At 72.8% G+C, this 24167-nt stretch carries 23 protein-coding genes; 9 read left to right on the top strand and 14 right to left on the bottom strand.

Annotation, left to right across the window (positions count from 1 at the left end; all coding sequences use genetic code 11):
* A complete protein-coding gene (locus tag ABD709_RS12385; RefSeq protein WP_344775800.1) occupies nt 1-819 on the bottom strand; it encodes a class I SAM-dependent methyltransferase in 819 nt (272 codons plus the stop codon).
* A 139-nt stretch (nt 820-958) separates the two neighbouring features.
* On the opposite strand from ABD709_RS12385, the gene rpsA reads away from it, so the two are divergent.
* Nucleotides 959-2446: a 30S ribosomal protein S1 gene (gene rpsA / locus ABD709_RS12380; protein WP_344775798.1), complete on the top strand. Its 1488-nt coding sequence runs from the start codon at nt 959-961 to the stop codon at nt 2444-2446.
* A gap of 84 nt (nt 2447-2530) precedes the next feature.
* Here the strand turns inward: rpsA and ABD709_RS12375 are convergent, their stop codons facing one another.
* Nucleotides 2531-2683 (bottom strand): hypothetical protein, encoded by a 153-nt coding sequence (locus tag ABD709_RS12375; RefSeq protein ID WP_344775796.1) that lies wholly within the window; start codon nt 2681-2683, stop codon nt 2531-2533.
* A 93-nt stretch (nt 2684-2776) separates the two neighbouring features.
* Between ABD709_RS12375 and ABD709_RS12370 the strand changes: the two genes are divergently transcribed.
* Complete coding sequence (locus tag ABD709_RS12370; RefSeq protein ID WP_344775794.1) at nt 2777-3721, top strand: helix-turn-helix domain-containing protein; 945 nt, start codon at nt 2777-2779, stop codon at nt 3719-3721.
* A complete protein-coding gene (locus tag ABD709_RS12365) occupies nt 3715-4683 on the top strand; it encodes an aldo/keto reductase (protein ID WP_344775792.1) in 969 nt (322 codons plus the stop codon). The genes ABD709_RS12370 and ABD709_RS12365 overlap by 7 nt, the downstream gene beginning before the upstream one ends.
* On the opposite strand, the gene ABD709_RS12360 is transcribed toward ABD709_RS12365, so the two are convergent.
* Nucleotides 4684-5925, bottom strand: coding sequence for a class I adenylate-forming enzyme family protein (locus tag ABD709_RS12360; RefSeq protein ID WP_344775790.1), 1242 nt, complete (start codon nt 5923-5925; stop codon nt 4684-4686).
* A gap of 4 nt (nt 5926-5929) precedes the next feature.
* On the bottom strand, nt 5930-6343 hold the full coding sequence (locus tag ABD709_RS12355; RefSeq protein WP_344775788.1) for a DUF1003 domain-containing protein: 414 nt from the start codon (nt 6341-6343) through the stop codon (nt 5930-5932).
* A gap of 43 nt (nt 6344-6386) precedes the next feature.
* On the opposite strand from ABD709_RS12355, the gene coaE reads away from it, so the two are divergent.
* Entirely contained in the window at nt 6387-6971 is a 585-nt protein-coding gene (coaE, locus tag ABD709_RS12350; protein ID WP_344775786.1) for a dephospho-CoA kinase, read from the top strand.
* Nucleotides 6972-7001: 30 nt separating this feature from the next.
* Here coaE and ABD709_RS12345 read toward each other — a convergent pair whose 3' ends face one another.
* The 3 genes from ABD709_RS12345 to ABD709_RS12335 all read right to left on the bottom strand — a co-directional run bounded on the left by ABD709_RS12345 (nt 7002) and on the right by ABD709_RS12335 (nt 11999).
* Entirely contained in the window at nt 7002-7964 is a 963-nt protein-coding gene (locus ABD709_RS12345; RefSeq protein WP_344775784.1) for a sigma-70 family RNA polymerase sigma factor, read from the bottom strand.
* Between the two features lie 171 nt (nt 7965-8135).
* Nucleotides 8136-10289 carry a S9 family peptidase gene (locus tag ABD709_RS12340; protein WP_344775782.1) on the bottom strand — a complete coding sequence of 718 codons (2154 nt, stop codon included), beginning with the start codon at nt 10287-10289 and terminating at the stop codon, nt 8136-8138.
* 363 nt (nt 10290-10652) lie between these two features.
* Entirely contained in the window at nt 10653-11999 is a 1347-nt protein-coding gene (locus ABD709_RS12335) for a DNA polymerase IV (protein ID WP_344775780.1), read from the bottom strand.
* 138 nt (nt 12000-12137) lie between these two features.
* Here ABD709_RS12335 and ABD709_RS12330 point away from each other — a divergent pair, with 138 nt between their 5' ends.
* Nucleotides 12138-13175 (top strand): DUF4192 domain-containing protein, encoded by a 1038-nt coding sequence (locus ABD709_RS12330; RefSeq protein ID WP_344775778.1) that lies wholly within the window; start codon nt 12138-12140, stop codon nt 13173-13175.
* 9 nt (nt 13176-13184) lie between these two features.
* The gene (locus tag ABD709_RS12325; protein WP_344775776.1) at nt 13185-14645 is read left to right on the top strand and encodes a glutamate-cysteine ligase family protein; all 1461 of its coding nucleotides are present in this window, start codon (nt 13185-13187) and stop codon (nt 14643-14645) included.
* Here the strand turns inward: ABD709_RS12325 and ABD709_RS12320 are convergent, their stop codons facing one another.
* Nucleotides 14646-15080, bottom strand: coding sequence for a hypothetical protein (locus ABD709_RS12320; protein ID WP_344775774.1), 435 nt, complete (start codon nt 15078-15080; stop codon nt 14646-14648).
* 79 nt (nt 15081-15159) lie between these two features.
* Between ABD709_RS12320 and ABD709_RS12315 the strand changes: the two genes are divergently transcribed.
* A complete protein-coding gene (locus ABD709_RS12315; protein WP_344775772.1) occupies nt 15160-16002 on the top strand; it encodes a sulfurtransferase in 843 nt (280 codons plus the stop codon).
* Here ABD709_RS12315 and ABD709_RS12310 read toward each other — a convergent pair.
* The 6 genes from ABD709_RS12310 to ABD709_RS12285 all read right to left on the bottom strand — a co-directional run bounded on the left by ABD709_RS12310 (nt 15983) and on the right by ABD709_RS12285 (nt 22285).
* Nucleotides 15983-18004 carry an SDR family oxidoreductase gene (locus ABD709_RS12310; protein WP_344775770.1) on the bottom strand — a complete coding sequence of 674 codons (2022 nt, stop codon included), beginning with the start codon at nt 18002-18004 and terminating at the stop codon, nt 15983-15985. The two genes, ABD709_RS12315 and ABD709_RS12310, sit on opposite strands and share 20 nt — an antisense overlap.
* A gap of 142 nt (nt 18005-18146) precedes the next feature.
* On the bottom strand, nt 18147-19046 hold the full coding sequence (sepH, locus tag ABD709_RS12305) for a septation protein SepH (protein ID WP_344775768.1): 900 nt from the start codon (nt 19044-19046) through the stop codon (nt 18147-18149).
* Nucleotides 19047-19157: 111 nt separating this feature from the next.
* Complete coding sequence (locus tag ABD709_RS12300) at nt 19158-19547, bottom strand: YchJ family protein (protein ID WP_344775766.1); 390 nt, start codon at nt 19545-19547, stop codon at nt 19158-19160.
* Entirely contained in the window at nt 19544-20848 is a 1305-nt protein-coding gene (locus tag ABD709_RS12295) for a D-arabinono-1,4-lactone oxidase (protein ID WP_344775764.1), read from the bottom strand. The genes ABD709_RS12300 and ABD709_RS12295 overlap by 4 nt, the downstream gene beginning before the upstream one ends.
* 21 nt (nt 20849-20869) lie before the next feature.
* Nucleotides 20870-21040 (bottom strand): DUF5302 domain-containing protein, encoded by a 171-nt coding sequence (locus ABD709_RS12290; RefSeq protein WP_344775762.1) that lies wholly within the window; start codon nt 21038-21040, stop codon nt 20870-20872.
* A 33-nt stretch (nt 21041-21073) separates the two neighbouring features.
* Nucleotides 21074-22285 carry an MFS transporter gene (locus ABD709_RS12285; protein ID WP_344775760.1) on the bottom strand — a complete coding sequence of 404 codons (1212 nt, stop codon included), beginning with the start codon at nt 22283-22285 and terminating at the stop codon, nt 21074-21076.
* A 24-nt stretch (nt 22286-22309) separates the two neighbouring features.
* Here ABD709_RS12285 and ABD709_RS12280 point away from each other — a divergent pair, with 24 nt between their 5' ends.
* Nucleotides 22310-23308, top strand: coding sequence for a ferrochelatase (locus ABD709_RS12280; protein ID WP_344775758.1), 999 nt, complete (start codon nt 22310-22312; stop codon nt 23306-23308).
* Nucleotides 23305-24111 (top strand): inositol monophosphatase family protein, encoded by an 807-nt coding sequence (locus tag ABD709_RS12275; RefSeq protein WP_344775756.1) that lies wholly within the window; start codon nt 23305-23307, stop codon nt 24109-24111. The genes ABD709_RS12280 and ABD709_RS12275 overlap by 4 nt, the downstream gene beginning before the upstream one ends.
* Nucleotides 24112-24167: the final 56 nt, after the last annotated feature.

Below are 24167 nucleotides of genomic sequence, written 5' to 3'. Positions count from 1 at the left end.
CTACGAAGGGAGCTCGGAGCCGAAGATCGCGGTGCCCGGGGTGAGCCGCCCGCGAACCCGGGACCACCCGCCCCACAGCCGCTCGTTGTCAGCGGGCCACTCCGGCTCCAGCAGCGTGGTGATCCGGAAGCCGGCGTCGGCCAGCAGCCGCACCCAGTCGCCCAGCGTGCGGTGGTGCTCGACGTACGCCGTCCGCCCGGTCTCGTCGTCGACCTCGACGTACGGCGTGCGGTCCCAGTAGGACTGCGTGGCGGTGAGCCCCTCCTCGGTGGGGTCGTCGGGGAACATCCACCGGGTCGGGTGGGTGATCGAGAACGCGAACCGGCCGCCCGGGCGCAGCACCCGCGCCGTCTCGGCGACCGCGCGCTCGATGTCGGCGACGAACTGGAGCGCGCCGAAGGAGGAGAAGACGACGTCGAAGCTGGCGTCGCCGAAGGGCAGGTGGGTCGCGGTGCCGAGCACCGAGGGGACGGCGACGCCCGAGGCCTCGTCGATCCGGCGGGAGTGCTGGAGCTGGCGGTGGGAGAGGTCGAGCCCCACGGCTCGTCCGCCCCGCTCCCGGACCCACCGCGAGCACTGGCCGGCTCCCGAGCCGACCTCGAGGACGTCGCGGCCCTCGACCGGGCCCAGGATGCCCGCGTCCGCCTCGGTCAGCCCTTCGGGCCCCCACACGAAGCCGGCGTCGCCCAGGAACTCGCCGTGCGTCGCCTGGTACTCGTCGGCGTACCTGTCCCAGTCCGGACCGTTGGCCCGCCGCGACTCGTCCTCGCCCGCTGGACGCCGATGGGCGGTCACCGGCGGATGCGGCCATTGCTGCACGGACCTACGATAGGCCGCTGGGGGCCGTGCCCGTCAGTTGGACGGCCCTGCGTACGCGCGCGTACCCTTGTCTCTTGTGCCTGCAACCCGTGGGCGCGCATCAACTCGACTTCTGCCCCTCAAGGATCTGTCCCTACTCATGACGAGCACCCTCTCGACCCCCCTCCCGAGCCAGTACGACGACAACGCGCCCCAGGTCGCGGTCAACGACATCGGCTCCGAGGCGGACTTCCTGGCCGCCATCGACCAGACCATCAAGTACTTCAACGACGGTGACATCGTGGATGGCACCATCGTCAAGGTCGACCGGGACGAGGTCCTGCTCGACATCGGCTACAAGACCGAGGGTGTGATCCCCTCCCGCGAGCTCTCGATCAAGCACGACGTCGACCCCTCCGAGGTCGTCGAGGTCGGCGACAAGGTCGAGGCCCTGGTCCTCCAGAAGGAGGACAAGGAGGGTCGGCTGATCCTGTCCAAGAAGCGCGCCCAGTACGAGCGCGCCTGGGGCACGATCGAGCAGGTCAAGGAGGCCGACGGCGTCGTCGAGGGCACCGTCATCGAGGTCGTCAAGGGCGGCCTGATCATCGACATCGGCCTCCGGGGCTTCCTCCCGGCGTCGCTGGTCGAGATGCGCCGCGTGCGCGACCTGCAGCCGTACGTCGGCCAGACCCTCGAGGCCAAGATCATCGAGCTGGACAAGAACCGCAACAACGTGGTCCTGTCCCGCCGCGCCTGGCTCGAGCAGACCCAGTCCGAGGTCCGCCACGGCTTCCTGACCCAGCTCCAGAAGGGCCAGATCCGCAAGGGCGTCGTCTCCTCGATCGTCAACTTCGGTGCGTTCGTCGACCTCGGCGGCGTCGACGGCCTGGTCCACGTGTCCGAGCTGTCCTGGAAGCACATCGACCACCCCTCGGAGGTTGTCACCGTCGGCGACGAGGTCACCGTCGAGGTGCTCGACGTCGACATGGACCGCGAGCGGGTCTCGCTGTCGCTCAAGGCGACGCAGGAGGACCCCTGGCAGCACTTCGCCCGGACCCACCAGATCGGCCAGATCGTGCCCGGAAAGGTCACCAAGCTGGTGCCGTTCGGCTCGTTCGTTCGGGTCGAGGAGGGCATCGAGGGCCTGGTGCACATCTCCGAGCTGGCCGAGCGCCACGTGGAGATCCCCGAGCAGGTCGTGGGCGTCGGCGACGACGTCATGGTCAAGATCATCGACATCGACCTCGAGCGGCGCCGGATCTCGCTCTCGCTGAAGCAGGCGAACGAGCAGACCGCGGCCTCGGACGTCGAGGAGTTCGACCCGACCCTCTACGGCATGCCGGCGACCTACGACGACCAGGGCAACTACGTCTACCCCGAGGGCTTCGACCCCGAGACGGGCGAGTGGCTCGAGGGCTACGAGGACCAGCGCGCGACCTGGGAGGACCAGTACGCCAAGGCGCACGCCCGCTGGGAGGCCCACGTCAAGCAGCAGGCCGAGGCCAAGCAGGCCGAGATCGAGGCCGGCGAGGCCACGTCGTACTCCTCCGGCGGTGCCGACGAGAAGGCCACCGAGGAGGGCGGCTCGCTCGCCTCGGACGAGGCGCTCCAGGCGCTCCGCGAGAAGCTCACCGGCGGCGGCAACTGACCTGAGCAACGCCGAGTCGGCAGAAACTTGAGCAAGTTTCTGCCGACTCGGCGCATTTTTCGCAGAGTTACTGCCGGCTCGGGGTCAGCGGGCGCTCGGGGGGAGCAGGGAGCGGTCGACGCGGTGGGAGGCGGGCGGGGGGAGGGTGCCGCGGTCGTCGCGGATCGTTGCCAGCACGGTGCGGACCCCGGCGGTGAGGACGAGCGTGAGTCCGATGAGGAGGAGTACGGTGGTCATGGCAGTAATCCTCCTACTGCCAAGATCCTGCCACCAGTGGCAGAGATGCCGGTCGCCGTTGATTTTCTGCCAAGATCGTGGCAGGCTGCGCGGGTGCTGACCAACGTGGCCGTGCTGGCCTTCGAGGGCGTCGCCCCGTTCGAGCTCGGCGTGCTCTGCGAGGGCTTCGGGATCGACCGCGAGGCCGACGGCGTACCTGCCCTCGACTTCGCGGTCTGCGCCGTCGACGACCGCCCGATGCGCACCTCGATGGGCTTCTCCATCCAGGCCGAGCACGGCCTGGACCGGGTTGCGGAGGCCGACCTGGTCGCCGTGCCCGCGATCCCGCGGGGCGGGCTGCCGCCGGAGCCGGTGATCGCGGCCCTGCGGGACGCCTACGACCGCGGCGCCCGGATCCTCTCGGTCTGCAGCGGCGCGTTCACGCTCGGCGCCGCGGGCCTGCTCGACGGCCGGGAGTGCACGACGCACTGGATGTACACCGACGAGCTGCAGCGCCGCTTCCCGCTCGCGCGGGTCGTCCCCGAGGTGCTGTACGTCGACGCGGGCCAGGTGGTCACCAGCGCCGGCACCGCGGCCGGCCTCGACGCCTGCCTGCACATCTGGCGCCAGGAGTACGGCGCCGCGGTCGCCTCGACGGTCGCCCGGCGTGCCGTCGTGCCGCCCCACCGCGACGGCGGCCAGGCGCAGTTCATCGCCCGCGCGGTCCCCGACTGCACCGCCGACACCCTCGGCCCGCTGCTCACCTGGGTGCTGGAGAACCTCGGCGAGGACCACACGGTCGAGTCCCTCGCCCAGCGGGCGCACATGTCCCCGCGCACCTTCGCCCGCCGGTTCCGCGACGAGACCGGCACGACGCCGCACAGCTGGCTGACCCGGCAGCGGGTGGCCGCCGCCGAGGAGCTGCTGGAGCGCAGCGACCAGCCGGTGGAGTGGATCGCCGGCGAGGTCGGCTTCGGCAACGCCGCCGCGCTGCGGCACCACTTCGCACGAGTCCGCGGGGTCAGCCCCAAGGAGTACAGGAGGCAGTTCGCGTGCTGACAGCGTCCCGGATCGGGCTGGGCACCTGGCAGCTGGGAGCGGACTGGGGTGACGTCCGCGAGCAGGACGCGCTCGACGTGCTCGCGGCCGCGGTCGACGCCGGCGTGACGTTCCTCGACACCGCCGACGTCTACGGCGACGGCCGGAGCGAGCAGCTGATCGGGCGGTTCCTCGCGCAGCACGACGGCCCCCGGCTGACGGTCGCGACCAAGATGGGCCGCCGGGTCGAGCAGGTCCCCGAGAACTTCGACCTCGACAGCTTCCGCGCCTGGACCGACCGGTCCCGCGCGAACCTCGGCGTGGACACCCTCGACCTGGTGCAGCTGCACTGCCCGCCGTCGGAGGTCATCGACGCCGACGCGACCTACGACGCCCTCGACACGCTGGTGGCCGAGGGGCGGATCGCGCGCTACGGCGTCAGCGTCGAGACCTGTGCGCAGGCGCTCTCCGCGATCACGCGTCCGCACCTCGCCAGCGTCCAGATCATCCTCAACGCGTTCCGGCTCAAGCCGCTCGACGAGGTGCTGCCGGCGGCCGCTGACGCTGGCGTCGCGATCATCGCGCGGGTGCCGCTGGCCTCCGGGCTGCTGTCCGGGCGCTACGACGAGTCGACAACGTTCGCGGCCGACGACCACCGGAGCTTCAACCGGCACGGCGAGGCCTTCGACGTGGGGGAGACGTTCTCCGGCGTGGAGTTCGAGGCCGGGGTGGCCGCCGCGCGCGAGTTCAGCGCGCTGGCGCGCGAGCACGGGCCCGAGGGAGCGACGCCGGCGCAGGTCGCGCTCGCCTGGGTCGCGCAGCAGCCCGGCGTGACGACCGTCATCCCGGGCGCGCGGTCGGTCGAGCAGGCCCGGGCCAACGCCGCCGCGATGACGCTGCCGCCGCTCGGGAGCGAGCTCCTCGACGGCGTCCGCGAGCTCTACGACCGCTACTTCCGCGCCGCGATCCACGACCGCTGGTGATCAGAGCTCCTGGCGCCTGACCTTCCCGGTCAGGGTGCGCGGGAGCTCGTCGCGGAAGGTGTAGGTCTTCGGGCGCTTCGGCGGCGCCAGGTGCTCCCGGGCGTACGTCGACAGCGCGGCCTCGGTCGCCGTACCGACGACGGCCGCGCACACGCGCTCGCCCCAGGTGTCGTCCCGGACGCCGTACACCGCGATGTCCTCCACGCCGGGGCACTCGCCGAGCAGCTGCTCGACCTCGGTCGGGTAGACGTTGACGCCGCCGCTGATGATCAGGTCCTCGCGGCGCCCGTCGAGGTAGACGTAGCCGTCGTCGTCGATCCGGCCGTGGTCGCCGACGGTGAACGCGGGCCCGGCCGGCGTCTCCCGCCACGCCGCGGCGGTCTTCCCCGGGTCGCCGTAGTAGCTGAACCGGGCGTGCCCGGGCACCACGCACCACAGCGTGCCGTCGGGATCGGCGGTCAGGATCCGGCCGGGGCGCGCGCGGCCGACGGTCCCCGGGCGCTCGAGCCACTCCTCGCTGCGGCAGGCGGTGAACTGACCCTCGGTCGAGCCGTAGAACTCCCACGTCGACCCGTCCGGGAAGAGCTCGATCAGCCGGCGCTTCACGTCGGTCGGGCACGGCGCGCCCGCGTGCGCGACCAGCCGGAAGCTGCTGAGGTCGGGTACGCCGACCTCGGACCAGTGGGCGAACAGCCGCTGCAGGTGGGCGGGCACGCAGAACATCGTGGTCGGCCGCTCCCGCCGGATCGCCTCGGTGACCACGGCGGGGTCGAAGGGCCCCGGGATCACCACCCGCCCCCCGGCGAGCACGGTGCCGAGCGCGAACCGCAGCGGGGCGGAGTGGTAGAGCGGGCTGAGCACGAGGTTGACGTCGTCGTCGCGGAACCCCCACAGCTCGCGCTCCTCGGCGACGAGCGCAGCGGCGCCCTCGTCGTCGAGCAGCCCCGACCACACGCCCTTCGGCGTGCCGGTCGTGCCGCTCGTGCAGTGCATCGGCCGGCCGCGCGGCAGGCCCGGCGGCGGGAGGGTCTCCAGCAAGCCGGTGAGCGCATCGTCGTCGGTCACGACCAGGGTCGGGTCGAGGCCGGCGAGGATCCGGGCGCGCTCGCCCTCGGTCAGCCGGGGGTCCAGCGGGATCGGGAAGATCCCGGCGGTGAGCAACCGGTGGACCGTCTGGAGGTAGGCAGCCGACCCCGCGACGAGCAGCGCCACCCGGTCGCCGGGCGCGAGGTCGGGGGGCACCTCCTCATTCTTGCGTGGCGACGACCCGCTTGTGCAGCTCGGTGGTCAGCCGGTGGATCTCCCGGGTCAGCTCGGTGTTGGTCTTCAGCTCGAGCTCCTGCTCGGTGAAGTCGTGCTCGGCCTTGGCCTCCGCGAAGGCCGCCTGCCGGTTCTGGGCGATCATCACGAACGTCGACAGGAAGATCGACTCCAGTGAGACGCCGAGGGTCAGCGTCGGCCACGGGCTCGCCTCGGCGACCACCATCCAGAGGGCGAAGAGCACGATGTGGGCGTAGACGAACATCATCGAGCCGGCGAAGGTCGTGATGGTGTCTGCGATGCGGTTCTGCAGGCTTGCCGCGCGCTTCTCGAGGAAGGCGGCGACGCCGGGGTGCTGCGGGCGGTTCGGCGTCGCGGCGCCGACGGGCTGGATGCTCATGTCGCTGATGGTGACACCGTTCGGGGCCACTAGGGTCCGGTTCATGCGAGTAGGCCTGACCGGCGGGATCGCCTCGGGGAAGAGCACGGTCTCGGACATGTTCCGCGAGCTGGGCGCCGTGATCATCGACGGCGACCGGCTCGCGCGGGAGGTCGTCGCCAAGGGCACCCCGGGCCTGGCCCGCGTCGTCGAGGCGTTCGGGCCGGAGGTGCTCACCGCGGACGGCGAGCTCGACCGGCCGCGGCTCGGCTCGATCGTCTTCAACGACCCCGACCAGCTGAAGGTGCTCGAGGGGATCACGCACCCCCTCATCTTCGAGCTGTACGCCGAGCGCGAAGCGGCCGCGCCGGAGGGTGCGGTCGTCGTGCACGACATCCCGCTCCTCGCCGAGTCGGGCCGGGCGGGCGAGTTCGACGCGGTCGTCGTCGTCGACGTGCCGGAGGAGGTCCAGGTGCAGCGGATGCTCCGGGACCGCGGCTGGACCGAGGCGGACGCGCGAGCGCGGATCGCGGCCCAGGCCAGCCGCGAGGACCGGCGGGCGATCGCGACGTACGTCATCGAGAACACCGGGACGCGCGAAGACCTCCGCCAGCGTGTGGCGGAGGTCTTCGAGCGGCTGACCAGCTAGTCGGGGAAACCGTCAGGCAGCCAGGTCTGCTCAGGCAGCGAGGTCCGGGTCGCCGAGGCGGCGCAGCTTCTGCAGCGCCTCGCGCTCGAGCTGCCGCACGCGCTCGGCCGAGATGCCGTGCTTGGCACCGATGTCGGCCAGCTTGTGCTGGCGGCCGTCGACCAGGCCGTAGCGCGAGCGGATGATGTCGGCGGCGCGGTCGTCGAGCTGCCCGACCAGGCTGTTGAGCCGGTCGCGCGCCTCGGTGTCGAGCACCGTCAGGTCGGGTCCGGGGGAGGTCTCCTGGGCCATCAGGTCGCCGAGGGAGGTGTCGCCGTCCTCGTCCACCGGGGTGTCGAGGCTGACGTGCTCCCGGCCCCATGCGAGCAGGTCGAGGACCCGCTCGACGTCGATGCCGAGCTCGTGGGCGATCTCCTCCGGCTCCGGGTCGCGGCCGAGCTGGCGCTCGAGCGTGCGGCGGGCCCCGCCGACCTGGTTGAGCTCCTCGACGACGTGCACGGGCAGCCGGACGACGCGCGCCTGCTGGGCGATGCCGCGGGTGATCGCCTGGCGGACCCACCACGTGGCGTAGGTGGAGAACTTGTAGCCCTTGGCGTAGTCGAACTTCTCGACCGCGCGGATCAGGCCGGTGTTGCCCTCCTGGATCAGGTCGAGCATCGGCATCTGGGCACGGCCGTACTTGCGCGCGATGGACACGACGAGGCGGAGGTTCGCGGTGATGAACTCCTGGACGGCCTTCTGGCCCTCCTCGGCGAGCCACTCGAGCTCCTCGCGGCTGACGTTGCCCTTCGGGGCGCCCTTGCGGCGGCCCCAGCGGCCCTCGGCGAGCAGGTTCTCGGCGTAGAGCCCGGCCTCGATCGTCTTGGCGAGCTCGACCTCCCTCGCCGCGTCGAGCAGGGGGGTGCGGGCGATCTCGTCCAGGTAGAGACCGACGCTGTCGCGTCCTTCGATCTCGCGGACGGCGCCCTTCCGATTTGCGACTCCGACTGCCATCGCGACCCTCCTTCGCCGGGCGGTGTTGTCACCCGTATTTCGTCAACGTGCCGAAGGCGGATTGGATTCCCCATCGGCCTGCATAGACAAGGACGACCAGGCACCGTGCAGAGTTGCACGTCGCAGGAACTCTCAGGGTCTTCTCAGGGGAGCTCGGACGGGTCGGCCTTACTACGCGTCCGGCGTAATACCCACGCCTGCCAGGCCCATGCGGTCGAGGATCCAGGCGAGACTGAACGCTCGGTCGTGCCAGGCGCGGTAGCGACCCGAGACGCCCCCGTGCCCGGCGGCCATCTCGGTCCTCAGGAGCACGTCGGCGCCCGCGGCCCGCTCCCGCAGCCGGGCGACCCACTTGGCGGGCTCGACGTAGAGCACCCGGGTGTCGTTGAGGGAGGTCTCGGCCAGGATCGGGGGGTAGGGGAGTTCGGCGACGTTCTCGTAGGGCGCGTAGGCCGCGATCCGGTCGTAGGCCACCGGGTCGTGCTCGGGGTCGCCCCACTCGTCGTACTCCCCGACGGTCAGGGGGAGGCTGCTGTCGAGCATCGTGGTGAGCGTGTCGACGAACGGCACGCCCGCGACGATGCCGGCGAACGCGTCGGGCGCCTGGTTGACGACCGCGCCCATGAGGAGCCCGCCCGCGCTCGCGCCCTCGGCGACCAGCCGGTCGGCCGTCGTCCAGCCCGTCGCCACCAGGTGACGGGCGCACGTGATGAAGTCGTCGAAGGTGTGCTGCTTGTGCTCGAGCTTGCCGTCGTCGTACCAGTGCCGGCCCAGCTCTCCGCCACCGCGCACGTGCGCGATCGCGAAGGCCGCCCCGCGGTCGAGCAGCGAGAGCCGGGCGACCGAGAACGAGGGGTCGATCGAGATCTCGTAGGCGCCGTAGCCGTAGAGGTGCAGGGGGACCGGACCGCCTCCCGCGCGGGCGTCGCGGCGCACGACGAGCGAGATCGGCACCTCGACGCCGTCGGGCGCGGTCGCCCAGAGCCGGTGCTCCTCGTAGTCCGCGGCGTCGTAGCCGCCGAGGACGGGGGCGCGCTTGAGCAGGGTGAGGCTCCCGGTGCGGACGTCGTAGTCGTGCACCGAGCTCGGCTCGGCGAGGCTCGTCATGCCCACCCGGACGGTCGGCTGCTCGAAGCTGGGGTTGCCGCCGGCGCCCACGGTGGCGAGCTCCGAGGGGAACCGCACCAGCTCGTCGCCGTCGACGCCCTCGGGGCCCAGGGTGAGCACCCGCACCTGGGTCGACCCGCCGCTGCGCTGGGAGACGACGAGGTGGCCGGCGAACGCGTCCACGTCCTCGAGCCGGACGGCGAGGTCGTGTGCGAGCAGCGGCGTCCAGCCCTCCCGCGGCGTCGGCTCGGCGGCGCAGACCGACAGCTCGAACTCGGGCCCCGAGGCGTTGTGGAGGACCAGGAACCGGTCCTCGCCGGCGAGAACGGCGTGCTCGAGGGCGTACTCGACCCCCTCCGTGCGGGCGGCGAAGAGCCAGGGCGCGGCACCCGGGTCGGCGGCGTCGAGCACGTGGTACTCGCTGGTGGTCCGGCTGCTGCTGGCGATGACGACGAACTTGCGGCTGCGGGTGCGGCCCACGCCCACGGTGAACCGCTCGTCCGGCTCGTGGAAGACCAGCTCGTCCTCGGCCTGCGCGGTGCCGAGCCGGTGCCGCCAGATCTTGTCCGGGCGCCACGCCTGGTCGACCGTCGTGTAGTAGAAGTGGTCGGCGCTGCCGCCCCAGGTCACCCCGCCGAGCACCCCGGTGAGCTCGTCGTCGAGCAGCCCGCCGTCGGCGAGGTCCCTGACCCGGACCGTGTACCGCTCGTCGCCGACGACGTCGATGGCGTAGGCGAGGAGGCGGTCGTCCGGGCTGACCGACGAGCCGCCGAGCGAGAAGAACTCGTGGCCCTCGGCGAGCTGGTCCAGGTCGAGCAGCACCTCCTCGCCCGGCAGGGCCGGCTGGTCGGCGCGGGCGTCCTCGGCGGGGCGGGGCGGGGTCCAGTCGTCCGGCCCGGCGGCCGGCACGCGGCAGCTGGCGCCGTACTGGCGGCCCTCGAAGGAGCGGCCGTAGTACCAGTAGCCGCGGACCCGGGTCGGCACGGACAGGTCGGTCTCGAGGGTGCGGGCCTTGATCTCGTCGAAGATCCGCTGCCGCAGGTCGGCGAGGTGCTCGGTGCGTGCCTGGGTGTAGGCGTTCTCGGCCTCGAGGTGGGCGAGCACGGCCGGGTCGTCCTTGACCCGGAGCCAGTCGTAGTCGTCGGTTCGCTCCCGCCCGTGGTGGACGGTCGTGACGGGGCGGCGCTCGGCCCGAGGTGGCGTGGTGACCGGGGTCATGGGCGCACGGTATCCGGGCCCCCTACATCCACAGGGAGAGGGGATGGCCTGTGGATTCGGCCGGCAATCCTGTGGAGGAACGGCCCTCTGGTGTGGAGGGTCCTGTGGGACCGAGAGAATGTCGGAAATCTTTGCCCCAGCCCCTTGCGCAGGGGATTCGGCGGAGCGTAGAACTCTCCTACCGATCGCAGTCGGCGGAACCTTCGGGGGAAGCCGGAAGCGAGAGGGGATCGGCGGCTTCGGCCGGCGATCGACCCGAGGCTTCGGCCGACGGTCACCTCGACCGGTTGCTTCGGCGGCCGGACGAGTCGAGGGCCTCTTGATGCTCATACCACCAAGAGGCCCTCACCCTTTTTTGCATGCTCAGGTTAACGCCGGGGGACGGCTCAGCGCCGGGTCGTCGACGGCGAAGGTGCGGACGGGGCCCGGCGCCGTCTCGGCCGTCTCGAACCGGACGGTGACGACGCCCCTCCCCGATCCCCACACCCAGCCGGGACCGTGCTCGGCGTGCACGACGTCCATGCCGGGCGCCCACCCCGTGCGGGCCCGGGCGCCGGACTCCTCGACCAGGGCCTCCGTGCCCGTCGGCGCGGACGCATCCGCCGGCTCCGTGGGGTCCTCGGAGCCCGGCTCGCCGTCGGTGAACAGCTCGTCCTGGACCCAGTCGGCCAGGCCGGACACACCCACGCCGAGGAGGCGTACGCCGCCCGTCGTGTCGAGGTCCTCGAGGAGGGCGACCGCCAGCCGGGCGACGAGCGCCCCGTCGTCGGTGGGGGAGGACAGCGTGGTCGAGCGGCTGACGGTGGTGAAGTCGTAGCGGCGGACCTTGATGGTGACGGTGCGCCCGGACAGACCGCTCGCCCGCAGCCGCCGGGCGACGTCCTCGGCCTGGCGGCGGAGCAGCGAGGCCATCAGCACCCGGTCGGTGAGGTCGTGCTCGTAGGTGCCCTCGACGCTGACCGACTTCGTCTCGCGCTCCGGCTCCACCGCGCGGTCGTCCTCCGCGCGCGCCAGGAGGTGCAGGCCGGCTCCGTGTGCCTTGCCGAGCAGCCGGACCAGCTCGTCCTCGCTGAGGCCGTGCAGGTCGCCGACGGTACGGACGCCGACGCTCCGCAGCCGCTCGACCGTCGCGGGCCCGACGCCGGGGATGACCGAGACCTTCATCGGCAGCAGCAGGTCCAGCTCGGTGCCCGGCGGGACGACGACGAGGCCGTCGGGCTTGTCGAGGTCGCTGGCGACCTTGGCGAGGAACTTCGAGCTGGCCACGCCCACCGATGCGGTGAGGCCGCCGGTCACCTCGCGCACCCTGCTCCTCAGGTCCTCGGCGTAGGCGGTGACCCCGTCGACGGACAGGTCGTCGAGCCCGTCGGCGCGTTCGAGGTCCACGAACGCCTCGTCCAGCGACAGCGGCTCGACGAGCGGCGAGCAGGACCGGAGCAGGTCCATGACGGCCTGGCTGGTCGCCCGGTAGGCGTGGAACCGACCGGTCAGGAACGCGGCGTGCGGGCAGCGGGACCGCGCCTCGCGCGTCGACATGGCCGAGCGGACGCCGTACACGCGCGCCTCGTAGGACGCCGTCGACACCACGCCGCGGTTGCCGACGCCGCCGACGACGACCGGCTTCCCCCGCAGCGACGGCTTGTCCCGCTGCTCCACGGCGGCGAAGAAGGCATCGAGGTCCAGGTGGAGGACCGAGGCCTGCGAACGCACGTCCGCACGCTACTGCTCGCCCCAGACGTCACGGGACGGGCCACCTTCCGTGCACAGGCACGGCGACCGACCCGGTCCACCCACAGGCGCGGCCCGGCTCGGCCTGCGGTGTCGCAGCGGCTGGGGAGCCTCCCTCGCATGACGCTCTCATCCCTGCCCCAGCCCACGCCCGACCCGTCGGCCCGGTTCACGGCCCGCTCGACCGAGGACCTGCTCGCGGTCGCACCGGTCGTGCTGGGCTTCCACCCCCAGGACTCGGTCGTGATGCTCACCTTCGGCGGCAACCGTGCCTTCCACGCGCGCATCGACCTGCCGCCTCCCGCGGAGGACCTGGCGACGCGTCGGCGCGACCTCGACCACCTGGCCGCCTCGCTGACCGAGCCGGCCCGGAGGGAGCGGGTCGCCGCGGTGGCGCTGCTCTTCTACAGCGAGGATCCGCGGCCGGCCGACGTCGCCTGGCGGCGGCTGCGCCGCGCGCTCGGGGACTGCGGCGTCCGGGTCATCGAGGCGGTCCGGGTCGGCAGCCACCGCTACCACCCGCTGCTCGACCGTGACGGCCGGCGCCGCCAGGACGGTGTGCCCTTCGACGTCAGCGCGCATCCGTTCGTCGCGGAGTCGGTGCTCGGCGGCACCGTGATCCACCGCAGCCGCGACGCCCTGGTCGCGACCCTCGACCCGGACCGGGCGGCGCAGGACCGGGTCCGGGCCGTCGTGGACGGCGAGCTGCGGCGCGGTGGGGTGCCTGAGCTGGTCCTCGAGCTGCTCGCCGCCGGCACCTGGGTCCGCGCGCTCGTCGAACGACACGTCGACGCGGGCACCCTGCCCGCGGAGCCGGAGATCGCGCGGCTGGCCTGGACGATGCAGGCGGTCCGGGTCCGCGACGCGGCCTGGGGGCTGATCCGCCGCAACCGTGCGCGGGAGCACGTCGAGCTGTGGCTCGGCGTCGTCCGGCGCACCCCCGACGAGCTGGCGGCCCCGCCGGCCGCCCTGCTCGGCTGGTCGGCATGGATGGCGGGCGACGGGGCACTGGCCTGGTCCGCGGTGGACCGGTGCCGGGAGGCCGACCCGGCCTACCGCCTGGCCGGGCTGATCGCGCACGCGCTGGAGCACGCGCTGCCACCCGAGACCGGTGAGATGGAGTTCGACTGGGCTGCCGGATTGGCCGAGCCTGGCTAGGGTCGGCGCATGGGGAAGGATGTCGACGCCCAGGAGTTCACGCGGGCCGACCGGACCCGGCACCGGGAGAAGGTGCGGCGCTGCCTCGACGTGCTCGAGCGGATGCTCAACGAGTCGGCGTTCGACACCGACGATCCCCACACCGGGCTCGAGGTGGAGCTCAACCTCGTCGACGACGCCGGCGACCCGGCGCTCCGCAACCAGGAGGTGCTCGACGCGATCGCCGACCCGGACTTCCAGACCGAGCTCGGCCAGTTCAACATCGAGATGAACGTGTCGCCCGGTCCGCTGCGCGGCCGTGGCCTGTCCCAGTTCGAGGCCGGGCTGCGCGCCAGCCTCAACGAGGCCGAGCGCCGGTCCGAGCCGCTCGGAGCGCACCTGGTGATGATCGGCGTCCTGCCGACCCTTCGCGACCGGCACCTGGCCCCGGACACGATCAGCCAGAACCCGCGCTACAGCCTGCTCAGCGACCAGATCCTGGCCGCGCGCGGCGAGGACATGCTGATCGACATCGTCGGCGACGAGCGGCTCCGCGCGACGGTGGACTCGATCATGCCGGAGGCGGCCTGCACCAGCACCCAGGTGCACGTGCAGACCGCGCCCGAGCGGTTCGCCGGCTACTGGAACGCCTCGCAGGCGATCGCGGGGGTGCAGCTCGCGGTCGCCGCGAACTCGCCGTACCTGCTCGGGAAGCAGCTGTGGAGGGAGACCAGGATCCCGCTCTTCGAGCAGGCGGTCGACACCCGCAGCGAGGAGCTCAAGGCGCAGGGCGTCCGCCCGCGCGTGTGGTTCGGCGAGCGCTGGATCACCTCGGTGTTCGACCTGTTCGAGGAGAACGTGCGCTTCTTCCCGGCGCTGCTCCCCGTGACCGACGAGGAGGACCCGCTGACGGTCCTCGAGGCGGGCGGGACGCCCAACCTGTCCGAGCTGCGGCTGCACAACGGCACCGTCTACCGCTGGAACCGGCCGATCTACGACGTCAGCGGGGGAGTGCCGCACCTGCGGGTCGAGAACCGCGTCCTCGCCGCGGGGCCGACCGTCGTCGACACCGTCGCCAACGCCGCCTTCTACTTCGGGCTGGTCCGCACCCTGGCCGAGAGCGACCGCCCGCTGTGGTCGCAGATGTCGTTCAGCGCCGCGGAGGAGAACTTCCACTCGGCCGCGTTGCGCGGCATCGACGCGGAGGTCTACTGGCCCGGCGTCGGCAAGGTCCGTGCGACCGAGCTGGTGCTGCGCCGGCTGCTGCCGATGGCCCGCGACGGGCTCGCGGCGTGGGGCGTCGACCAGGAGGACATCGACCACTACCTCTCGATCATCGAGCAGCGCTGCCTGATCGGAACGAACGGCTCGGAGTGGATGGTGCGGCGGATGGCCGCCGCCGCCGAGGAGGACCGGTTCGACGCCCTGCGCGGGATGCTCCTGGACTACCGGGCCGGGATGGCGGACAACCGCCCCGTGCACACCTGGTAGTCAGGACCGGTCGCGCAGCCGCTTCCAGGTGCGGCCGACCCCCGACCGCGGGTCGCGCCAGCTCCGCCGGGTGACCACGACGAGGCCGAGGGAGAGCCCCAGCTCGGCGCCGGCCGCCCGGACGGCGCAGCTCCAGTCGACGTCGCAGTCCCACACCTGCTCCCCGTCCATCCGGGTGAGCCAGACCAGCGGGACGCGGGACCGCTCGAGCGAGCGGCGCAGCATCGCCTGCACGACGTCGACCCGCAGCGCGTGGTCGAGCACCTCGCCGGGCTCGGGGCAGAACCGGCGCGGGCCCAGACCGGGCAGGCCGACGTTGAGCACCGCGGGGTGGTGCCGTCGCTGCTCGGCCGCGGCGTGCTCGAGCACCGCTCGGCGCAGCACCTTCTGCAGCGGGCGCGGCACCGGCTCCGTGATCGTCGCGGGATCGGCCATGCGGTCGAGGTTGCCGCAACTCGCGCGGGGACGGCGGCGTCCTCCACAGCCGCGCTCGACAGGTCCCTAGGGTGGCGCCATGACGACCGACCCGGACGGCCCGCTGGTCACCGCCGCCGAGCTCGCCGGCCTCCTCGGGCGGGTGACCGTCCTCGACGTGCGGTACCGGATGGCCGGACCGCCGGGCCGGGAGGACTACGTCGCCGGGCACGTCCCCGGGGCCGTGTACGTCGACCTCGACGCGGCCCTCGCCGCGCCGCCGGGCACCGGTGGCCGGCACCCGCTGCCCGCCCCGGAGGTCTTCGAGGATGCGATGCGGGCCGCCGGGGTGAGCGACGACGTGCCGGTCGTCGCCTACGACGACTGGAGCGGCCACGCGGCCGCCCGCTGCTGGTGGCTGCTGCGCCACCACGGGCACCAGGACGTGCGGGTCCTCGACGGCGGTTGGAGCGCCTGGCAGCAGGTCGGTGGCGCCGTGGAGGCCGGGCCCGGCCCGACCCCGGAGCGCGGCGACTTCACCGCCGTCGCGGGAGCGATGGCGCTGGTCGAGGCGGACACCGTTCGCGAGGTCGACGTACTGGTCGACGCGCGGGCCGCCGAGCGCTACCGCGGCGAGGTGGAGCCGGTCGACCCCGTCGCCGGCCGCATCCCCGGCGCGGTCAACGTCCCGACATCGAGCAACCTCCGCCCGGACGGCCGGTTCCGGCCCGTCGAGGAGCTGCGAGAGGTGTACGCGGCCGTGGGCGCGCTCGACGGCGGCGTCGTGGCCGCCTACTGCGGCTCCGGGGTCACCGCGGCCCACGACGTGCTCGCCCTGGAGCTGCTCGGCGTGCGAGCGGCGCTCTACCCCGGCAGCTGGAGCGAGTGGATCACCGACCCGGACCGGCCCGTCGGGACCGGTCCTACCAGTGGATCCCCTTGAACACCCGCGCCATCAGCACCTGCTCGGACTCGCGGCCGGCGGCCTCGGGCTCGGTGCCGGCCGGCGCCTGACCCTTCGCGGCGGCGCTGTCCGGGAACACGTGGTAGGCCATGTTGAGGACCCGGAACGCAGCCTTGGGCGCGACCGTGTGCGCGATCGCACCGACGTTGCCGAGCGCCGTGTTGATCTCGTGGGGCTTCTCCACCATCGCCCTGATCACGGTGTCCGCGGCCTGGGCCGGTGAGATCGTGGGGAACTTGTCGTAGATCTTGGTCGGCGCGATCATCGGCGTCCGCACCAGCGGCATGTGGATGTTGGTGAAGGTGATGCCGTTGCCGACCACCTCGGAGGCGACCACGTTGCTCCAGGCGTCGAGCGCGGCCTTGGAGGCGACGTACGCCGAGAACCGGGGCGGGCTGGTCTGCACACCGATCGAGGAGATGTTCACGATGTGCCCGCCGTGCTGCTCGCGCATCTTCGGCATCAGGCCGATGATCAGCCGGATCGCGCCGAAGTAGTTGAGCTGCATCGTCCGCTCGAAGTCGTGGAAGCGGTCCTGCGAGAGCTTCAGCGAGCGCCGGATCGAGCGACCCGCGTTGTTGACGACGAAGTCGACGGTCGGCAGCTCGCGGGAGAGCTCCTCGCAGAGCCGGTCGATCGCGGTCAGGTCCGAGAGGTCGCACGGGAAGACGTAGGCCTTGCCGCCGCGCAGCTCGATCGTGGTCTTGGTGTCCTCGAGCTTGTCCTTGCCGCGTGCCACCAGCACCGGGATGCCGCCTGCCTGGGCAACCTTGAGGGCGGTCACCTTGCCGATGCCGGAGGACGCGCCGGTGATCACCACGTGCTTGCCGGCGAGCGCCTTGCGGGTCTTCGCGTCGCGGCCGGTCGAGGTGTCGAGGTTCTCCTCCCAGTAGGCCCACAGGGTGCGCGAGTAGGACTCGAGGTCGGGTACGGCGATGCCGGAGCCCGCGAGCGCGGCCTCGGTGGCCCGGGAGTCGAAGACCGTCGGGAACGACGTGTGCGCGAGCACCTCCGGCGGGATGCCGAGGCGGCCGATCGTCTGCTCGAGCACCAGCTGCGCGGGGGCCGTGCGGATCGCGGCGGACATCAGTCGCAGGGGGCGCAGGGCGTTCGGGAGCAGCGAGCGCGGGCCCGCGGCGACCGAGCGGTCGACGGGTGTGGCGAACTGCGGCGCGCCCGCCGCCGCGCAGAAGGCGTTGATGGTGTCGACGACCGGCTGCGGCTCGGGGTTGACCAGGTGGAACGCCTGGCCGTCGTGGTCGGGCAGGTGTCCGAGGTGGTCCATCGCCTTGGCGACGTAGTCGACCGGCACGACGTTGGTGTCGCCCAGGTCGACGCCGAGCAGCGGCATCCACGCCGGCAGCCGGTCGCGCATCGCCTTGATCAGCGGGAAGAAGTAGTAGGGGCCGTCGACCTTGTCCATCGCGCCGGTCTCCGAGTGACCGACCACGATCGCCGGCCGGTAGACGCGCCACGGGACCGTCGCCTCGTCGCGGACGATCTTCTCCGACTCGTACTTCGTGCGGTGGTACGCCGAGGGCAGCGGCTGGCCCTCCTCGAACATCGTCTCGTCGAAGCGCCCGTGGAAGTCACCGGCCGCCGCGACCGACGACACCTGGTGGAAGCAGCCCGCCTGGACCCGGTCGGCGAGCTCCAGGGCGTTGCGGGTCCCGTCGACGTTCATCGCGTCGTTGGTCGCGTCGTCGGCGGTCATGTCGTAGATCGCGGCGAGGTGGAAGAAGTGGTCGATGCTCCCGGCGTGCTCCGCCACCCAGGCCTCGTCGACACCGAGCCCGGGCTGCGCCAGGTCGCCGACGACCGGCTGGACGCGGTCGGACCCCCACTGCCGGATCAGCGCCTCCATCCGCGGCAGCGAGGACTGCCGGACCAGGACGAAGATGGGGCCGTCGCGGTGGTCGACGAGCTCGCCGACGAGGTGGCGCCCGATGAACCCGGTGGCGCCCGTCACGAAGTAGGACATGGGTGGAGGCTACTCGCCGGGATACCCGTCGGTAAGGCTGTCCAAAGGGTCTCGATACACCGGTCGCGACCTCGCTGCGCTCGGGCGCGCGGCTACTCGACCTTCTCGCCCGGCAGCCGGGCTCGCTGCGCTCGGCCGGCAGCTACTCGCTCGAACCGCCGAACATGATCTCGTCCCAGCTGGGCACCGAGGCTCGGCCGCGGCGCTTCTGGACGGTGCGCCGGGACCGCGCGCGGTCGTCGTTCTCCGACTCGGCCGCCGGCTCGGCCGCCGGTGCGGCATCGGTCTCGGTGGCGGCCTCCGCCGCGTTGTCGGTGGCGGGCTCGGCCGGCGCGTCGCGGACGGCGTCGAGCAGGTCGAGCGCGTCGTCGCCGAGCGGCAGCTCGTCGCTGGGCAGGGCCGCGAGGCGGCGCTGGCGCGCCTGCTCCAGGTCGTTCGGCGGGGCGACGGGCGCCGGGGCGGCGACCAGGTCGCCGATGAGCCAGCGGGCGTCCTCGTCGTCGGCGGTGACGTAGTTGCCCGGCGCGTCGTAGGTGAAGTGCGCGGTGCCGGCGCGGCGGGGCGCGTCGAAGACGGCGGTCAGCGTCCACCTGCCGTCGTCGCGGCGGGCGGCGTCCCAGAGGACCTGGTCGGCCTTGGCGTCCTGGGTCAACAGGTGGGCGGTCACCGCATCGGAGAGAGCGCGCGCCTGGGAGCCTCCCGAGCCGGCCGCCCGGCGGACCGAGGACCGCTGGGCCCGCTCGGCCACGTGCTCGCGCTCGGCCAGCACCGGCGCGACGAAGGACATGATCGACTCCACCGTGGTGCCGGCTGCGGTCGCCACCGCCTCGGGCGTCTCGCCGGATCGGATCCGGTCCTGGATCTCGCGGGGGCGGAGAGTGCTGGTCATCTTGATCTCCAACTGACCGAGTCGGGTGGTCTCGCCGCGCAGGGCGGCGCGGAGCGCGGGCGTGACGTCGAGGCTGAACTCGGCCCCGTTGTCGCTCACCAGGAGCAGGCGCCTGCCGTCGGCGCTGACTCCGGTGAGAGAGAGCTGCGTCATCAACGGTCCTGCCTGCTCGTTCCTGCGATTTCCCGGGAGCCTACGCGCGAGACCCCGCCAGGACCGGGCGGCGCGCCCGGCGTGTGGCGACGTGTCGACATTTCTCGGCGCTCAGTCGGCGAGCTGCTTGCCGCGCACGTAGACCCAGGCGCCGTCGACCCGGAAGAAGCGGCTGACCTCGTGCAGCGCACCGGGCTGGCCGCGGACGGCGTAGGACGCGCGGAACTCGACGACGCCCTTGCTGTCCCCGGGGCCGCCGGCGTCGGTGGCCAGGACGGCGAGGCCGGTCCACCGCTGGTCGGGGTCGAGCTCGATCGACCCGGGCCGCATGGCCGGGTGCCAGGTGCGCAGCAGGTAGGGGACGTCGCCCACGACGAAGGCGCTGTAGCGCGACCGCATGAGCGCCTCCGCCGTCGCGGCGGGGACCTTGCCGTCGTGGAGCGGCCCGCAGCACGCGGCGTACGGCGCACCGGAGCCGCACGGGCACGCGCCGCGGGTCATGAGCCGAGGACCCGGCGCAGGTAGGCGTTGGCGAACACGCGGTCGGGGTCGAGCCGGTCGCGCAGCGCCAGGAAGTCCCCGAAGCGGGGGTAGAGCGCCGCGAGGCCGTCCGCCTGACGGGTGTGCAGCTTGCCCCAGTGGGGGCGGCCGTCATGGTCCTTCATCACCGCCTCCATCAGCGCGAAGTAGAGCGCATGATCGGTACGGCGGTGGGTGTGGAACGCGAGGTAGACGGAGTCGCGCCGATACGCCGTGGACAGTGGTACGTCGTCCGCGGGTGCCACCCGGATCTCGACCGGGAACGAGATCGCCAGCCCGGAGGCCTCCAGCACGCGCCGGCACTCGCGGAGCGCGTCGAGGCCCGCGGCCCGCGGGACGGCGTACTCCATCTCGCGGAAGACCACCCGGCGCTCGCTGGTGAAGACCCGGTGGGCGACGTCGCTGTAGGTCCGCGGTCCGAGCAGCCGGGCGGCGAGCCGGTTGGCCGGCGGGATCGCGCGGGGCGCGTGGTTGAGCGCGGCGGTCTGGGCGCCGAAGACGGAGTTGGACAGCAGGTCGTCGTCGAGCCAGGACCGCCAGCGGGGGAGCGGCTCGGCGGCGGAGAGGTCGGTGCCGGCCCGGCGGTTGCGCTTGGTGAGCAGCCGGTCGGTGTGCGGGAACCAGTACATGTCGACGTGGTCGTTGTCGGCGACGAGCTCGTCGAACGAGGCCAGCGCCGCGTCCCAGGTCATCGGCTCCTCGGTCGCCCGGAGGAGGAACAGCGGCTCGACGGCGAAGGTGATGGTCACGAGGACGCCGAGCGCGCCGAGGCCGACCCGGGCCAGCTCCAGCACGTCGGGGTTCTCGGTGGCGGTGGCCCGCACCAGCCGGCCGGTGCCGTCGACCAGCTCGAGAGCGACGACCTGCGCGGCGAGGCCCGCGGCGCGGCCACCGGTGCCGTGCGTGCCCGTCGAGATCGCCCCCGCCAGCGTCTGCTCGGCGATGTCGCCCATGTTGTGCAGGCTCAGGCCGAGCCGCTCGAGCCCGGCGTTGAGGTCGGCGAGGCGGGTCCCCGCCAGCGCGGTCACCGTTCCTGCGTCGCGGTCGACGGCGACGATCCCGCGCATCAGCTCCGGGACGAGCAGCGCGTGCTCGGGTCGCGCGATGCCGGTGAAGGAGTGCCCGGTGCCCGCGACCTTCACCGTGTGCCCGGCGACGCGCGCCCGCCGTACGCAGCTCACCACCTCGTCGACACCGTGCGGCGTCACCCGGTCGATGCCCTCCGCGGACTCCAGACCGGACCAGTTCCGCCAGGAGGCCATGTCAGCCCTGGTCGTCCTGCGTCAGCCCGACTTGCGGCGGTGCACCCGCTTCGAGCCGGCCGGGCCGTGCACCTCGGCCTTGCCCTTCTCGTGGCCCTGGTGCTGGACGCCCGCCTCGTTGCCGTGCTTGCGCTCCAGCGCCTCGCGCATCTTCGCCTTGAGGTCGTCGTTGGCGTTCTTGTCGTCACTCATGGCGTCCTCCTGGGTGGGCTGGGACGACCACCATCACACGGCCGACGGGGTGACGTCGATCCGTTTCGCGGGCACCTTGGTGCCGAGGGCCGAGAGCAGGGCGACCACCCCGCCGCCGAGGGCGACCAGGTAGGCCGGCGACGCGCCGGCCGCGTCGATCACGACCCCGGCGAGCGCCGCTCCCGGGGCGAGCCCGGCGGCGATCCCGGTCTGGAGGAACGCCATGCCCTCCGTCAGCCGCGACGCCGGCAGTACCTGCTCGGCCAGGGACATCGCCGCGATCAGCGTGGGCGAGATCGCCAGCCCGCCGACCAGGAGCACCGCGAACATGACCGGGATCGACGGCACCAGGGGCAGGAGCGCCATGGCCGCCGCCATCCCGCACGCGCCCCAGCGCAGTCGGAACAGCACGCCGCGGCGCCAGGTGACCGCGCCCGAGACGAGCCCGGCGACCAGGCTGCCGAACGACCACGTGGCCAGCAGGAACCCGGTGACGCCCTTGTGGCCGCGCTCGTCGGTGAACGCGACCGTCGCGACCTCGGCGGCGCCGAACAGGGCACCCAGCGCCAGCATCAGCAGGGTCAGGGGCACGATCGCCCGCCACGGCATCGCCGGCCGCACCGCCCCCGCGGCGCTGCCCGACCCGGTCGGCGGCTCGGTCGCGCGGAGGCTCGCGAAGACGTAGGTGCCGCCCAGCCCGGTCACGAGCGCTGCGATCAGTCCGGCGGCCGGGTGCACGCCGGTCGCGAGCATCGTCACCAGGATGGGACCGACGAGGTAGACGACCTCGTCGGCCACGGCCTCGAAGGAGTACGCCGTGTGCAGCCGCGCGGCGTCCTTCACCACGGCCGACCAGCGGGCACGGACGCAGGTCCCGACCGACGGCAGCGCGGCACCGGCGACCGCGGCGAGGAGGAACGTCACCCAGTGCGGCCAGCCGGCCTGCAGCGACCACATGGTCGCGGCGAGGCCGACGCCCCAGATCGTGATCACGACGCTCAGCACCCGGCCCTGCCCGAGCCGGTCGATCAACCGCCCCTGGGCGATCGCGAACAGCGCGTTCGCGACCAGGGCCACCGCCGAGACCGCCCCGGCGAACCCGTAGGAGCCGGTCTCCTGCTCGGCCAGGAGCACGATGCCGAGGCCGACCATGGAGATGGGCAGCCGGGCGACCAGGCCGGTGAGGCTGAAGAGCGCGGTGGGGCGGGTGAAGATCCGCCGGTAGGAGTCGAGCATCGTGGGCATGATCCTCGTACCTACGATGAGGGGGTGCCGAATTACGACGCCGTCCTGCTCCTCTCCTTCGGTGGCCCGGAGCAACCGGAGGACGTGGTCCCGTTCCTCGAGAACGTCACCCGCGGCCGCGGGATCCCCCGCGAGCGGCTCGAGCAGGTCGGCGAGCACTACTTCCTGTTCGGCGGCAGGTCGCCGATCAACGACCAGAACCGCGCGTTGATCGCGGCACTGGAGGCCGACTTCGCGGAGAACGGCGTCGACCTGCCGATCTACTGGGGCAACCGGAACTGGGCGCCCTACCTCACCGACACCGTGCGGCAGATGGCGGCCGACGGCGTACGACGTGCCGCCGTGGTCGCGACCAGTGCCTACTCCTCGTGGTCGGGCTGCCGGCAGTACCGCGAGAACATCGCGGACGCCCTCGCCGAGGTGCCCGACGCGCCGGAGCTGGAGAAGATCCGGCCCTACTTCGACCACCCGGGCTTCGTCGAGGCCAACGTCGCCGCGGTGCTGGCCGCGCTGGACGACCTGCCCGCCGACCAGCAGCCGGCCGCGCGGCTGGTGTTCGTCACCCACTCCATCCCGGACTCGATGAACGACGAGAGCGGTCCGGACGGCGGCGCCTACCTCGCCCAGCACCAGTGGGTCGCCACCGAGGTGGCGCGCCGGGTCGCGGCGGAGACCGGTGTCGAGCGGGAGCACGAGCTGGTCTTCTGCTCGCGGTCGGGCTCGCCGCGCACGCCATGGCTGGAGCCCGACGTCAACGACCGGCTGCGGGAGCTGGCCGACGAGGGGGTGAGCGCGGTCGTGCTGGCGCCGATCGGGTTCGTCTCGGACCACATGGAGGTCGTCTACGACCTCGACACCGAGGCCGCGGCGACCGCGGCCGAGCTGGGTCTCGAGGTCCGCCGGGCGGCGACGGCGGGCACCGACCCGCGCTTCGTGGCCGCCCTCCGCGAGCTCGTCGTCGACGGCGCCGTCCCCCGCGACACCTGCACCGCCGGGTGCTGCCTGGCCAGGGCCGGGCGGTGATCGCCGCCGAGCTGGCCGACCTCGCCGAGCGCGTCGCGCTGGAGGCCGGCGCTCTCGTCCGCGAGTACGCCGATCGCGGGGTGGACGTCGCCGCGACCAAGTCCAGCGACGTCGACGTCGTCACCGCGGCCGACCGCGCGGCCGAGGAGCTGATCCGGGACCGGCTGCTGGCGGCCCGCCCGGACGACTCGGTGCTGGGGGAGGAGGGCGACGACGTCGTCGGCACCTCCGGTGTGCGCTGGGTCGTCGACCCGATCGACGGCACCGTCAACTTCCTCTACGGGCTGCCCGAGTACTCGGTCTCGATCGCGGCCGAGGTCGACGGCCGGGTGGTCGCCGGCGTGGTGCACGACGTGGCCAAGGGCCGCTGCTACCGCGGGCAGGCCGACCCTGCCCTGCCCCGGGGCGGCCTCGCGACCCGGGACGGCCGGCCGCTGCGGGTCAACGGCCCGGCGCCGCTGGCGCACCGGCTGCTGGCCACCGGCTTCTCCTACGTCGCGGAGCGCCGCGCCGTGCAGGGTCGCGCCACCGCCGCGCTGCTGCCCCGGGTCCGCGACATCCGGCGGCACGGCTCCTGCGCCCTGGAGCTCTGCCACGTGGCCGAGGGTGCCCTCGACGGCTACGTGGAGGAGGGTGTGAACCTCTGGGACTACGCCGCGGGCCGGCTGGTCGCCGAGCTGGCGGGCGCGCGGTCCGCCGTGCTCCCTGGCGCCCACGGCGCGGACCTGCTGGTCTGTGGTCCTGATCACGGGTTCGAGGAGCTCCTGGACGCCGTCCGGACCGCCGGGTTCACGCGGGAATAGGTGGCCCGTCGAGGGCGTTCCGACGACTCGCCACCCGGCCCGAGTTCCACAGAGAC

Origin of the sequence: Nocardioides panacisoli (assembly GCF_039537325.1) — a bacterium.
GTDB classification, from domain to species: domain Bacteria; phylum Actinomycetota; class Actinomycetes; order Propionibacteriales; family Nocardioidaceae; genus Nocardioides; species Nocardioides panacisoli.
Note: the sequence above shows the minus strand (reverse complement) of the source record. Positions and strands in the feature narration are given on the sequence as shown.